Source organism: Kitasatospora sp. NPDC005856, from assembly GCF_040629945.1.
Lineage (GTDB): Bacteria > Actinomycetota > Actinomycetes > Streptomycetales > Streptomycetaceae > Kitasatospora.
The window spans coordinates 485,278-498,799 of the sequence record NZ_JBEXWT010000001.1 but is presented as its reverse complement, the minus strand read 5'-3'; the positions used below and the strand labels follow the sequence as shown (position 1 = coordinate 498,799).

The 13,522-nt window shown below is 72.5% G+C and carries 9 protein-coding genes and 1 riboswitch; of the genes, 7 read left to right on the top strand and 2 right to left on the bottom strand.

Annotated elements, in window-relative coordinates:
* Positions 1–76 precede the first annotated feature (76 nt).
* Positions 77–1,717, top strand: coding sequence for an APC family permease (locus ABZ449_RS02115; protein ID WP_360338560.1), 1,641 nt, complete (start codon positions 77–79; stop codon positions 1,715–1,717).
* 375 nt (positions 1,718–2,092) lie between these two features.
* Complete coding sequence (locus ABZ449_RS02110) at positions 2,093–3,529, top strand: aldehyde dehydrogenase family protein (RefSeq protein WP_360338557.1); 1,437 nt, start codon at positions 2,093–2,095, stop codon at positions 3,527–3,529.
* Positions 3,530–3,702: 173 nt separating this feature from the next.
* Here the strand turns inward: ABZ449_RS02110 and ABZ449_RS02105 are convergent, their stop codons facing one another.
* Positions 3,703–5,160: a glycine hydroxymethyltransferase gene (locus tag ABZ449_RS02105; protein ID WP_360338554.1), complete on the bottom strand. Its 1,458-nt coding sequence runs from the start codon at positions 5,158–5,160 to the stop codon at positions 3,703–3,705.
* A 20-nt stretch (positions 5,161–5,180) separates the two neighbouring features.
* A riboswitch (ZMP/ZTP riboswitch) is annotated at positions 5,181–5,277 on the bottom strand.
* A gap of 303 nt (positions 5,278–5,580) precedes the next feature.
* Here ABZ449_RS02105 and ABZ449_RS02100 point away from each other — a divergent pair.
* From ABZ449_RS02100 to ABZ449_RS02080, 5 genes are all read left to right on the top strand, one after another.
* On the top strand, positions 5,581–6,561 hold the full coding sequence (locus ABZ449_RS02100; RefSeq protein WP_360338551.1) for an ABC transporter permease: 981 nt from the start codon (positions 5,581–5,583) through the stop codon (positions 6,559–6,561).
* A gap of 73 nt (positions 6,562–6,634) precedes the next feature.
* Positions 6,635–8,395, top strand: coding sequence for an ABC transporter substrate-binding protein (locus tag ABZ449_RS02095; RefSeq protein WP_360338548.1), 1,761 nt, complete (start codon positions 6,635–6,637; stop codon positions 8,393–8,395).
* A 189-nt stretch (positions 8,396–8,584) separates the two neighbouring features.
* Complete coding sequence (locus ABZ449_RS02090; protein WP_360338545.1) at positions 8,585–9,577, top strand: ABC transporter permease; 993 nt, start codon at positions 8,585–8,587, stop codon at positions 9,575–9,577.
* A gap of 14 nt (positions 9,578–9,591) precedes the next feature.
* Positions 9,592–11,343, top strand: a complete 1,752-nt coding sequence (locus ABZ449_RS02085) for an ABC transporter ATP-binding protein (protein WP_360338542.1) — start codon at positions 9,592–9,594, stop codon at positions 11,341–11,343.
* Between the two features lie 319 nt (positions 11,344–11,662).
* Positions 11,663–12,226: an EF-hand domain-containing protein gene (locus ABZ449_RS02080; RefSeq protein ID WP_360338539.1), complete on the top strand. Its 564-nt coding sequence runs from the start codon at positions 11,663–11,665 to the stop codon at positions 12,224–12,226.
* A gap of 121 nt (positions 12,227–12,347) precedes the next feature.
* Here ABZ449_RS02080 and ABZ449_RS02075 read toward each other — a convergent pair whose 3' ends face one another.
* Positions 12,348–13,469 carry an EamA family transporter gene (locus ABZ449_RS02075; protein ID WP_360338536.1) on the bottom strand — a complete coding sequence of 374 codons (1,122 nt, stop codon included), beginning with the start codon at positions 13,467–13,469 and terminating at the stop codon, positions 12,348–12,350.
* Positions 13,470–13,522 lie beyond the last annotated feature (53 nt).

Here is a 13,522-nt window from a genome sequence, read left to right as displayed (position 1 = left end):
TTTGTCCGAAATAGCGACTCAAAATCGTAAAAACACCGACACCACCCGATGAACCACGAGCGAGAGGACCGATACGTTGAGTGAGCCCGAATCGTCGACGGCATCACACCAGAACTACCGCCGATCGCTCGGCACGATCAGCCTGACCGCCGTCGGGCTGGGGTCGATCATCGGCTCCGGGTGGTTGTTCGGCGCCGAGCGGGCCGCCAAGCTCGCCGGACCCGCCTCGATCCTCGCCTGGGTGATCGGCGCCGCGGTGGCGCTGACCATCGCGCTCACCTACAGCGAGCTGGGCTCGATGTTCCCCAAGGCCGGCGGCATGGTCCGCTACGGCCAGTACTCGCACGGCTCGCTGGCCGGCTACCTGGCCGCCTGGGCCAACTGGATCGCCATCGTCTCGGTCATCCCCGGCGAGGCCACCGCCTCCGTGCAGTACATGAGCTCCTGGCACTTCGGCTGGGCGCAGGGGTTGTACGACGGCAAGGAGCTGACCCTCAGCGGCGTGGCACTGGCCAGCGTGCTGCTGGTCGTCTACTTCGTCCTCAACTGGTTCGCGATCACGCTGTTCGCCAAGACCAACACGGCGATCACCGTCTTCAAGGTCATCGTCCCGACGGTCACCGCCGGTGCACTGCTCTTCGCGCACTTCGACTCGGCGCACTTCACCGACCACGGCGGCTTCGCGCCGAACGGCTGGAGCTCGGTGTTCACCGCCGTCGCGGTCTCCGGCATCGTCTGGGCCTTCAACGGCTTCCAGTCCCCGCTCAACCTGGCCGGTGAGGCCCGCAACCCCGGCAAGTCGCTGCCGAAGGCCGTCATCGGCTCGATCCTGATCGCCCTGGTGATCTACGTCGCGCTGCAGATCGCCTTCCTCGGCGCCGTCCCGGGCGGCGACCTGGCGAACGGCTGGAGCAACCTCTCCTACACCTCGCCGCTGGCCGACCTGGCCATCGCCTGGGGCCTCAACTGGCTGGCGATCCTGCTCTACGCGGACGCCTTCATCTCGCCCTCCGGCACCGGCATGATCTACGCCGCCACCACCTCGCGCATGATCCACGGCGTGCAGGAGAACGGCCACCTGCCCAAGATCTTCGGCAAGGTCGACGCCCGGACCGGCATCCCGCGCCCGGCGCTGCTGCTCAACCTGGTCGTCGCCTTCCTGTTCCTCGCGGTCTTCCGCGGCTGGGGCTCGCTGGCCGAGATCGTCTCGGTGGCCACCGTGATCTCGTACATCACCGGCCCGGTCGCCGTGATGGCGCTGCGCCGCCTGGCCCCGGACCTGCCGCGGCCGGTCCGGCTGCGCGCCATGCCGGTGATCGCCCCGGTCGCGATGGTGTTCGGCTCGCTGGTGCTCTACTGGGCCCGCTGGCCGCTCACCGGCAAGGTCATCCTGCTGATGGCCGCCGGTCTGCCGATCTGGGCCTGGTACGAGCTGCGCAAGCCGTTCGCCGAGCTGAAGCCGCACCTGAAGGCGGGCGCCTGGATGGTCGCCTACCTGTTCGTGATGGCCGGCGTCTCCTGGGCGGGCAGTGCCGACTTCGGCGGGCACGACTACCTGCCGGAGGGCTGGGACCTGCTGATCGTCGCCGCGATCGGGCTCGCGTTCTACCGCTGGGGCGTCGCCAGCGCCTGGGCCAACCCGTCGCTGGCCGCGGTCCGCGAGGAGATGGCGACGGAGGCCGAGAGCGCCCGGGCGGCGGAGCCTTCCCGGGTTTGATCCTCCCCACACGCCGAAGGGCCGGTCGGATTCCTCCGACCGGCCCTTCGGCGTCCGTCGCGGGAGTGGGCGCGCCGCGCTCCCGGCCGGCGGTCGACGACGGCCGGGAGCAGCGGTACGGACACAGACCGGCTCGGTGACGACGGACGGCCACCCGGCGCCGTGGCCGTGCGAGGACCCCTGAACGGCCGGACGGGCGACGCGCCGAGGTGGGCATCGAGCCGTTCGACGAGTGCACCGCGCGGTTCGCCCCGAAGTAACCGTCAGGTCCGCCGGTCCGGATTGACTCTTGCGCGCGACCGCCCGTGCCGCATTGACTGGCCTCCGACTAGCGCTGCTAGTTAAAGGGCGGCTGAGTGGACGAGAGGACGATCGGTGCGGCAGGACGCGCAGTACCCGGAGCACGGCGACCAGTACATCGACGGCGAGTGGCGGCCCTCCGGTGACACCGGGTCGATCACCGTACTGAACCCGGCGACCGAACAGGTGCTGGCCACGGTGCCGGCCGGCGGCTCGACCGACGTCGACGCGGCGGTGACGGCGGCCCGCCGGGCGGCCCGCGGCTGGGGCTCGACCGGCCGCGAGGAGCGGCTGGCGCTGCTGACCCGGCTGCGGGACGGGATCGCCGCCGCGCAGAACGAGATCACCGAGACGGTCGTCGCCGAGCTGGGCTCGCCGATCGGCTTCACCGGGGCGGTGCACGCCGGGCTGCCGCTCTCCGTGGCGACGTCCTACCTGACCCTGCTCGCCGAGCACCCCTTCGAGGAGCGGATCGGCAACTCGGTGGTGCACGCCGAGCCGGCCGGAGTGGTCGCGGCGATCACGCCGTGGAACTACCCGCTGCACCAGATCGTGGCCAAGGCCGTCCCGGCGCTGGCGGCCGGCTGCCCCGTAGTCCTCAAGCCGGCCGAGGACACCCCGCTGGTGGCCCGGCTGTTCGCCCGGCTGGTGCACGAGGCGGGCTTCCCCGCGGGCACCTTCAACCTGGTGACCGGCACCGGCGCGGTGGCGGGCGCGGCACTCGTCGCGCACCGGGAGGTGGACCTGGTCTCCTTCACCGGCTCCACCACCGTCGGCCGGCAGGTCGCCGAGACGGCCGGCCGGGGGCTGAAGCGGGTCTCCCTGGAGCTGGGCGGCAAGTCGGCCAACGTGGTGCTGCCGGGCGCCGACCTGGCCCGCGCGGTCAAGGTGAACATCGCCAACGTGTTCGCCAACTCTGGCCAGACCTGCAGCGCGCTGACCCGGCTGCTGGTGCACGAGGACCAGTACGAGGAGGCGGTCGCCCGGGCCGGGGAGCTCGCCGCCCAGTACCGGCCGGGCGACCCGACCGACCCGCAGACCCGGATCGGCCCGCTGGTCAGCGCCCGGCAGCTGGAGCGGGTGCGCGGCTACGTCGACGGCGCGCTGGCCGAGGGCGCCCGGCTCGTCGTCGGCGGCTCGGAGCCGGTCGCCGAACCGCCCACCGGCTACTACGTCCGCCCGACCGTGCTCGCCGACGTGACCCCGGAGATGACGGTGGCCCAGGAGGAGGTCTTCGGCCCGGTCCTGGCGATCCTCCGCTACCGCGACGAGGACCACGCCGTCGAACTCGCCAACGGCACCCCGTACGGTCTGTCCGGCGGCGTCTGGGCCCGCGACACCGACACCGCCGCCGCCTTCGCCCGCCGCCTCGACACCGGCCAGGTGGACCTCAACGGCGGCCGCTTCAACCCGCTCGCACCCTTCGGCGGCTACAAGAGCTCGGGCCTCGGCCGGGAGCTGGGCCGCCACGGACTGGAGGAGTTCCTCCAGTACAAGTCGCTGCAGTACTGACCGGACCGCCGGTGGGCGGTGGTGGGGGGGGCGGCCGGGGCCGGCCCCCCCGGGGGCCCCCCGGCGGGTCCGGGGGGGGGTGTGTACCCGTCGGCGCCCCGCGGGGGGGGGGGGGGGCGGGGGCCGCCCGCCCCCCCCACCACGGGGCGCCCCTTCCGGTCTCCGGGCGGCTGTCAGACCAGGTCGACGCCCGGGTAGAGCGGGTACGGGGCGAGCAGGTCGGCGGCGCGCTTGGCGATGGCGTCGCGGAGCGCGGCGTCCAGGGTGTAGGTGGCCTTGGACGGGGAGCCCTTGGCCGTGGTGGTGGGGGCGGTGGCCCCCAGGACGGTGTGGATCAGGTCGGCGATCTCGTCCATCTCCGCGGTGCCGAGGCCGCGGGTGGTGAGGGCCGGGGTGCCGAGGCGGACGCCCGAGGTGTACCAGGCGCCGTTCGGGTCCTGCGGGACGGAGTTGCGGTTGGTGACGATGCCCGAGTCGAGCAGGGCCGCCTCGGCCTGGCGGCCGGTCAGGCCGTACCCGGAGACGTCGGCGAGGACCAGGTGGTTGTCGGTGCCGCCGGTGACCAGCTTGCCGCCGCGGCGCAGCAGGCCCTCGGCGAGCGCCTGGGCGTTGGCGACGACGGCGCGGGCGTAGGCCTGGAACTCGGGGCGGCGGGCCTCGGCGAGGGCGACCGCCTTGGCGGCCATGACGTGCGAGAGCGGGCCACCGAGCACCAGCGGGCAGCCGCGGTCGACGTGCTCGGCCAGTTCCGACTGGCACAGCACCATGCCGCCGCGCGGGCCGCGCAGGGACTTGTGGGTGGTGGTGGTGACGATGTGGGCGTGCGGGACCGGGTCGTGGTCGCCGGTCAGCACCTTGCCCGCGACCAGGCCGGCGAAGTGCGCCATGTCGACCATGAGGGTCGCGCCGACCTCGTCCGCGATCTCGCGCATCCTGCGGAAGTTCACCAGGCGCGGGTAGGCGGAGTAGCCGGCGACGATGATCAGCGGGCGGAACTCGCGGGCGGTCTCGCGCAGCGCGTCGTAGTCGATCAGGCCGGTGGCCGGGTCGGTGCCGTAGCTGCGCTGCTCGAACATCTTTCCCGAGATGTTGGGCCGGAAGCCGTGGGTGAGGTGGCCGCCGGTGTCCAGGGACATGCCGAGCATCCGCTGGTTGCCGAGCTCCTGACGCAGCCGCGCCCAGTCCTCCTCGGTGAGGTCGTTGACGTTGCGCACCTGGGCGCGCTCCAGGGCCGGGCTCTCGACCCGCTGGGAGAGGACGGCCCAGAAGGCGGTCAGGTTGGCGTCGATGCCGGAGTGCGGCTGGACGTAGGCGTGGTCGGCGCCGAACAGCTCGCGGGCGTGCTCGGCGGCGATGCTCTCGACGGTGTCGACGTTGCGGCAGCCCGCGTAGAAGCGGCGGCCGACGGTGCCTTCGGCGTACTTGTCGCTGAGCCAGTTGCCCATGGTGAGCAGGACCGCCGGGGAGGCGTAGTTCTCGCTGGCGATCAGCTTGAGCGAGGCGCGCTGGTCCGCCAGTTCCTGGCCGATGGCGGCGGCGATCCGCGGTTCGACGCCGGCGACGACGTCGAGGGCGCTGCGGAAGGCGGTGTCGGCCGCGGCGGAGGCGGCGGTGTGGGGCTGCTGGGCCATGGCGGTCTCCTGGTGGGGATTGCGGGGGCCCAGGCGCTCGGCAAGTGCACGTGAGGATTCACGGGGCCGCTTCCCGATGGTTGATTCCATCCCTACGCGCCAGTTGCGGCCCACCGGGATCGTATCAACACCGGAGGGACTGTGGCGGAGGTCTCAGAATGCGGAACGGGCCGTCCGATTTGCCCCGTGATGTCCGTTCTTCTGCAACGCCGGTGTTTCGGCGAAATGAAGCCGCTACATTTCCCGAAACAGTTCGGCAGGAATGACCCGGGCGACCGCGGAAGGTGATTTGCGGAACCTCGGACGCATCCGATCAAATGTCGTCCGAACGGTCGCCGGGAAAACCCCGGGCGCCGTACCGGAAATGCACACCAGCGCACCCTCACCCATGGGCGGCGGAGAATTCGGAGGTTACGCCTCATGGCCGTGGTCGACACCGTCCCGGACACCGCGGCCGGGCCCGTGCCCGCCGCCGACCCCGGCCTGCTCCGCCGGATCCTGCGGGACCGGGTCGGCGCCGCCGCCCTGACGGTGGTGGTGCTGTTCCTGCTGCTCGCCCTCGGCGCCCCGCTGGTCGCCGCGCTGTACGGGAAGAACCCGGTCGACCACTACGGCCAGAACATCCCGGGCCTGCTCAGTGACGGCGGCCTGCCGATGCTGCCGAACGGCGGGATCTCCGGGGACTTCTGGTTCGGTCTGGAACCCGGCCTCGGCCGGGACGTCTTCACCCAGCTGCTGTACGGCATCCGCACCTCGCTGCTGATCGCCTTCGTGTCCGCCGCCGTGACCACGACACTGGGCGTGCTGGCCGGCGTCGCGGTCGGTTACCTGGGCGGGATCACGGACCGGTTGTTCGGATTCCTCGCGAATGTGCTGCTGGCCTTTCCGACGCTGCTCCTGCTGCTCGCACTCAGCCCGGTGATCCAGTCCCGGCTGGTCGACCCGGGCACCGCGGAACCGGAGTGGATGCAGTTCCTGGTGCTGATCCTGGTTTTCTCGGCATTCGGCTGGATTCCGCTCGCGCTTTCCCTGCGGGCCACCGTCCGCTCGCTCCGGGAAAGGGATTTCGTGCAGTCCGCACGGGCCCAGGGCGCCGGCCGGTTCCATGTCGTCGTCCACGAACTTCTGCCGAATGTGCGCTCGCAGCTTCTGGTGCACGCCACCATGGCGGTGCCGACCTTCGTCGCCTCCGAGGCCGCGCTGTCCTTCCTCGGCGTCGGTGTCACCGAACCGGTCCCGGACTGGGGGCGGATGATCGCCCGCGGCTCCGAGGTCTTCCAGGCCGACCCCACCTACATGGTGTTCCCCGGCGTGGCGCTGCTGCTGTTCGTCATCGCCTTCAACCTGCTGGGCGACGCCGTCCGGGACGCGCTGGACCCCCGCACCGGCTCCGCCCGCTGAAACCCCTCGCCTCCCCCATCCATCACCCCGAGCCCGCCCCGGCACGATCCGCCGGGGCAAGGAGAGATTCGCCATGCGCTGGACCAGACCGTCCCTAGCCGTCATCGCCACCGCCCTGCTGGCGACCTCCTGCTCGGCCGGCGCGGGCAGCACCACCGGCTCCGGCGGCACCACCGGAGCCTCCGCCAAGGAGACCTCCCCGCTGACCGCCGTGCTGGGCAGCGAGCAGGAGAGCGTCGGCCCGGCCCCGGCCGTCCCCGGCGCCCGCGCGGGCGGCACGGTGAACGTGTACAACAGCGTCGAGTTCCGCCACCTCGACCCGCAGAAGGTCTACGCGGGCGCCACCTACAACGCCTCGCTGCTCTGGGGCCGCCAGCTGACCCAGTACCAGGTCGTGGACGGCAAGGCCAAGCTGGTCGGCGACCTGGCCACCGACACCGGCACCCCGGCCGACGGCGGTCGCACCTGGACGTACCGGCTCAAGCCGGGCGTCTCCTGGGAGGACGGGCAGCCGATCACCTCCCAGGACGTCAAGTACGGCATCGAGCGCACCTTCGGCAAGGGGTACGAGGTCGGCCCGCCGTACTGGCCGCAGTGGCTCACCGGCGAGGCCAACTACGAGGCGGCGCGCGCCAAGTACGCGGGCCCGCAGGCCGGCGACCTGGACGCGATCGAGACGCCGGACGAGCGCACCATCGTCTTCCACTTCCCGCAGCCGCAGGCCGACGTCCCGTACATGGCCGCGCAGTCCTCCTCCTCGCCGGTGCGCCGGGACAAGGACACCGGGACGGACTACGACCGCCTTCCGTTCGCCACCGGCCCGTACCGGATCGTCGAGCACGTCCAGAACACCCGCATGGTGCTGGAGCGCAACCCGGCGTGGAAGCCCGAGACCGACCCGATCCGCAGCCAGTACCCGGAGAAGTTCGTCTTCACGTACGGCAAGGAGGCGCTCAACCTCAACCAGGAGATCCTCTCCGGGCGGGACGGCGGCGCCAACGCCACCACCGCCGCCGACACCCTCTCCGCCGAGCTGTACCAGACCACCGACACCGACCCGAAGGCCAGGGAACTGGTGGTCTCCGGGCGGCAGGGCGCCTTCGTCACCCAGTTGATGATCAACAACGAGCGGGTGCCGGACGTCGAGGTCCGCAAGGCCCTGCACCTGGCCTACCCGCGCCAGCAGGCCCGCCAGGTCCAGGGCGGCGCCCGAACCGGCGAACTCGCCACCACGCTCAGCTCGCCCGCGCTGATCGACTACCAGAAGTACGACCTCTACCCGGTCAAGCCCGAGGGCGACCCGGAGGCCGCCAAGGCCGCGCTCGCCAAGGCCAAGCAGGCGCCCGGGAGCCTGACCTACGCCTACAAGAACACCCCGACCGGGCAACGCGTCGCGCAGGTGCTGGTCGAGGGCTTCGGCAAGGCCGGCATCACCGTCGTGCCCAAGCCGGTCGACCCCAAGGCCTTCCTGGACGAGGTGCACCGCGCCGACTCCCCGTACGACCTGTTCGAGGAGACCAGCTCGGTCGACTGGCCGACCCCGTCCACCCTCGTCCCGTTCTCCTTCGACGGCCGGGCCGGCAGCGACATCAACTCCGCGCGCTACCGCAATCCGGAGGTCGACAAGGAGATCGACCGGATCAACCAGATCGGCGAACCGCGCGCGAAGGCGAAGGAGCTGTACGCGCTGGAGCAGACCGTGATGAAGGACGTGCCGGTGCTGCCGTTCGCCTACCCGACGGTCAACCAGCTGCGCGGCAGCAACGTCGGCGGGGCGTTCGTCCACCCGATCTACGGGACCGTCTCGCTCGCCTGGCTGTACCTGAAGTCCTGACTGCCGGGGCCCGCTCCCGTTCCGTGTTGCTCGTGTTGCTCGTGTTGCTCGTGTTGCTCGCGATCGTCGCGTTGCCCGCGTTCCACGGCGGAGCGAGAGCGGGCCCGGCTTCCTCGGCCTTCCGTCTTCTGCCCACCCGCGTCCTCCTGCGTCCTTCCGCCTCCCCGTCACGTCGACCCCGGATCGGCCATGCTCTCCTTCGTCCTGCGGCGGACCGCCCAGGCCCTCGCGGTCCTGGTCGCGGTCTCCGCCGCCGCCTTCGCCCTCTTCTACGCCGCGCCCGCCGACCCGGCCCGCGCCGCCTGCGGCCCGCGCTGCGACAGCGGGCAGGTCGCGGCGGTGCGCCAGAGCATGGGCCTGGACCAGCCGCTGCTCACCCAGTACACCGACTACCTGGTCGGAGTGGTCGCCGGGCGGGACATCGGCGACGTGGACGGCTCGACCATCCACTGCGACGCCCCCTGCCTCGGCTACTCCTACCGGCTGCACCAGCCCGTCACCGAGGCGCTGGCCGACCACCTGCCCGTCACCCTCTCGCTGACCGCCGGGGCGCTCGCCGTCCTGTTGGTGTTCGGCCTCGGCACCGGGTTCGTCTCCGCGCTGCGGCACGGGCGGCGCACCGACCGGCTGCTCTCCGGCTTCACCCTGGTCGGCGCGAGCGTGCAGATCTACTTCCTCGGGTACGTCGCGCAGTGGCTGCTGGTGTACTCCACCGGGCTGCTGCCGCTGCCCTCCTACACCCCGCCGGCCGACGACCCGGCCGCCTGGGCGGGCGGGATGCTGCTCCCCTGGTTCGTCCTCGGCTTCGTCAACTCGGCGGTGTTCGCCCGGCTTTCGCGCTCGCAGCTGCTGGAGACGATGAACGAGGAGTACGTCCGCACGGCCCGCGGCAAGGGCCTCGGACGGCTGCGCGCCCACCTCAAGTACACCTCGCGCGGTGCCGCCGGGCCGCTGGTGCAGCTGATCGGGCTGGAGGCCGGGGTACTGCTCGGCGGAGCCGTGATCACCGAGACGGTGTTCGGGCTCAACGGGGTCGGGCGGTTCGCGGCGGAGGCCGTCGCCGGGCAGGACCTGCCCGCCGTGGTCGGGGCGGTACTGCTGGCCGCCTGCTTCATGGTGCTGTTCGTCGCGCTGGCCGACCTCGCGGTCGCCTGGCTCGACCCGCGTGTGCGGCTGAGCTGATGGGGAGTCCTTCGATGAAATCCACCGTGCCGGGGGACGGCGTGCGGACCGCGGCAGCGCGGAGCGGCGCGGAAACACGGGGCAGCTCGGCGAAGGCCGTCGAACCCGTGCTGAGCGTCCGCGATCTGACCGTCGCCTTCGCCGACCCGCGCGGCGGCGCACCGGTGACCGCCGTCCGGAACCTCTCCTTCGACCTCGCGCCGGGTGAAGTCCTGGGCCTGGTGGGCGAGTCGGGATCCGGCAAGTCGACCGTCGGACTCGCCGTCCTCGGCCTGCACGACCCGCGCACCACCACCGTCACCGGCTCGATCCGGCTGGGCGGGCAGGAGATCGTCGGCGCCGAGGAGTCCGCACTGCGCGGGGTGCGGGGCGGACGGGCCGCGCTGGTCTTCCAGGACGCGCTCACCTCGCTCAGCCCTTTCCACGCCGTGGGCGCCCAGCTCGCCGAGATGTACCGGCTTCACCACCCGGGCACGGGCCGCGCCGAGGCCGGCCGGCGGGCGGCCGAGATGCTCGACCGGGTCGGCATCGCGGCGGCCCGGGCGGGCGACTACCCGCACCAGTTCTCCGGCGGCATGCGCCAGCGCGTGATGATCGCGATGGCGCTGATGAACGACCCCCGGCTGCTCATCGCGGACGAGCCGACCACCGCCCTGGACGCCCGCGTCCAGCGCCAGGTCCTGGACCTGCTCGGCGAGTTGCAGCGCGAGCACGGGACGGCGGTGCTGCTGGTCAGCCACGACCTGGGCGTGGTCGCCGGGACGACGGACCGCACGCTGGTGCTGCGCGGCGGAGTCGCGATCGAGTCCGCGACGACCGCCGAACTGCTGGCCGCACCGCGCGAGCCGTACACCCGGGCGCTGGTGGGCGCGGCACTCCGGCTGGACTCGGTGCCGGGCACCGCCCTGCCGACGGTGGACGAGCCGACGCCGTCGCGGACGTTCCGGCCGCGGAGCGTCGAGCGTCCCGAGCGGTGGCTGGTCGAGGTGGACGACCTGTCCGTGCACTTCCCGGGGCGGCGGAAGCTCACCGGGCAGGGGCGCTTCCCCGGTCTGCGGGCCGAACCGGTCCGGGCGGTCGAGGGCGTCGGCCTGCGCATCGCCCCCGGTGAGACGCTCGGGCTGGTCGGCGAGTCCGGCTCGGGGAAGTCCACCACCGCGCGGGTCCTGGCCGGACTGCAACGACCCACCGGGGGCAGGGTGTCGTACGACGGACAGGACGTCACCCGGCCGGACCGGGAGCTGCGCAAGCGGCTCAGCCGGGAGGTCCAGCTGGTCTTCCAGGACCCGTACGCCTCGCTCAACCCCCGCCGGACCATCGGCCGGACCCTGGACACCCCGCTGCGCCTGCACACCTCGCTGGGCCCGGCCGAGCGGCGGGAGCGCTCCGTCGAGCTACTGGAGCAGGTCGGGCTGGAGGCCCGGCACCTGGACCGCTACCCGCACGAGTTCTCCGGCGGGCAGCGCCAACGGATCGGCATCGCCCGGGCGCTGGCCTCGCAGCCGCGACTGATCATCGCCGACGAGCCGGTGTCCGCGCTCGACGTGTCGGTGCAGGCCCAGGTGCTCAACCTGCTGATGGAGCTGCGCGAACGGCTCGGCGTCGCCTTCCTGTTCGTCTCCCACGACCTCGCGGTGGTGCGGCACTTCTGCGACCGGGTGGCGGTGATGCACCGGGGCCGGCTGGTCGAGTCCACCGACCGGGACCAGCTGTTCGAGGCCCCGCACACCGACTACACGCGGGAGTTGCTGGCGGCGGTGCACTGAGCCGGTCGAGGCGTCCGGGGGCCTGGGTGGCACCGCGCCCGGCGGGCAACCGGGTGACGCCGCTCGGGAGTGGCCGGGTGGCACGGGGGGGGTGACCGGGTGGCCCCGCTCGGCGGGTGGCCCGGGCGGGCGGGTCGGGCGGGCGGGTCGTGCGAGTGAACGGGTGGGTCGTGCGGGAGCGGCCGAATGGGTGACGTGGGTGTGAACGGGCAGGTCGTTCGCCATTCGTTCGGCTGCGCCGGTCCGGCTCAAGGCGCTAGCGTGCAGGCGATGTGACGTAGGAGACCCGGGCAAGGAATCACCAACCGAGGGGGCACATTTGTCGGACGACCTGCTCATCGCAAAGATCAACCACGGCTTCGATCACCTCGACGCCGACGGCGACGGCCTGCTCACCGAGCGGGACCACGTCCTGATGGGCCTCTCGGTAGCCCGCTCGCTCGGCCATCAGGAGGGCTCCGAGGCGGAGGCCGTGATAGTCCGTGCCTACCTGACGACCTGGCACGACCTGCACCTCGCCCGGCTGCCCGCCGGCACCGAGGCGATCACCCGCCAGCAGTTCGTCACCTCGACCAGCTCGCTCGCCGACGACCCCGAGGCCGCGCGCGACATCCTCGGCGCGCTCGCCGAGGCCTTCCTCTCCGTCGCCGACGCCGACCGCAGCGGGACGGTGGACGCCGGCGAGTTCTTCGTCTTCCAGCGCGGCCACTTCGTCGGCCTCTCCCGCGACGACGCCGACGAAGCCTTCCGCCACCTCGACACCGACGGCGACGGCGTGCTCTCCGCGGACGAGTTCACCACCGCGATCATCGAGTACTGGACCAGCCGCGACCCGGACGCGCCCGGCAACTGGTGGACGGGCAAGCCGCCGTACGCCTTCTGAGCCGCACCTCGGGCGGCCCGCCCCGCCCCGCCCACGCGAGCCGGAAGCGCGGGGGCGGGCCGCCGTGAAGCGTTGCGCACCTCGTGCGACGTCGTGTCCGGGGCGCGGTGGTGGGCCGGGCTCACCTGCGGGTGGACGGCTCCCGTGCCGGGCGGGCCGGGCTCCCGGCGCGCGACGAACGGCCCGAACCCCGGCTGACGCTCACCACCAGACAGACGCCCGCCACCACGATCGCGCCGCCCGCGAGGGTCGGGCCGGTCAGCGGTTCGGCCAGGATCAGCCAGCCCAGCAGCACCGCGACCACCGGGTTCACATAGGCGTAGGTGCCCACCAGGGTCAGCGGGGCGGAGCGCAGCAGCCAGGCGTACGCGGTGAAGGCGAGCAGCGAGCCGAACATCACCAGGTAGGCGAGGGCCACCCAGGAGCGGCCGGAGATCGCCCCGAGGTCCAGCCCGTGGTGCTCACCCCGGCCCAGTCCGACCAGCAGGTCGGCGGTTCCACCGGCCAGCATCTGGTAGGCACTCGCAGCCAGCACGTTGCCGGGCATCGGGATCTTCTTGGTCACGAAGGAGCCGGTCGCCCAGAGCACGGTGGCGACGATGATCAGGATCACCCCGACCGGCTCCACCGACCCGCCGATCGCGGGAGCCGACAGGACGCCGAGGCCGACCAGTCCGAGCAGCACCCCGGCCAGCTCGGCGACCCTCGGGCGCTCGCCGCCGGCCGCCGTGAGCACCACCATCCACAGCGGGACCGCGGCCACCAGCAGGGCGGCCAGGCCGGAGGGGACGGAGGTCTCGCCCAGGACCACCAGGCCGTTGCCGCCGGTCAGCAGCAGCAGGCCGACCAGGGCGGAGGAGGCCAGCTGTCGCCCGGTCACCTTCAGGCCCGCCGGGCCCTGGCGGACCAGGAGGTAGCCGACCAGCAGCAGGCCGGCGACGAGGAAGCGGGCGGCGGCGGAGAGGAAGGAGGGCATCGTCTCCACCGCGACCCGGATCGCGAGGTAGGTCGAACCCCAGACGATGTAGACCACCAGGAGAGCCAGCCAGACGGCGCCGCCGAGGCGGGGGGCGCGGGTGGGGGCCGCCTTGGCCTTGACCGTGGCCTCGGCGGTGGCGGCGGCGTCGGTGGTGGCGGCCTCGGTGGTGGCGGCATCGACGGCGACGTCGGTTGCGGTGGCGGGAACGTCTGGGGCGGAGCCGGGGGTCGAGGCCGGTTGGGAGGGCGAAGCAGGCGATGTCATGGGTGTCCCCCTTGGACGGTGCTGGCCGAACATCCGACATGACAGCGCATGGA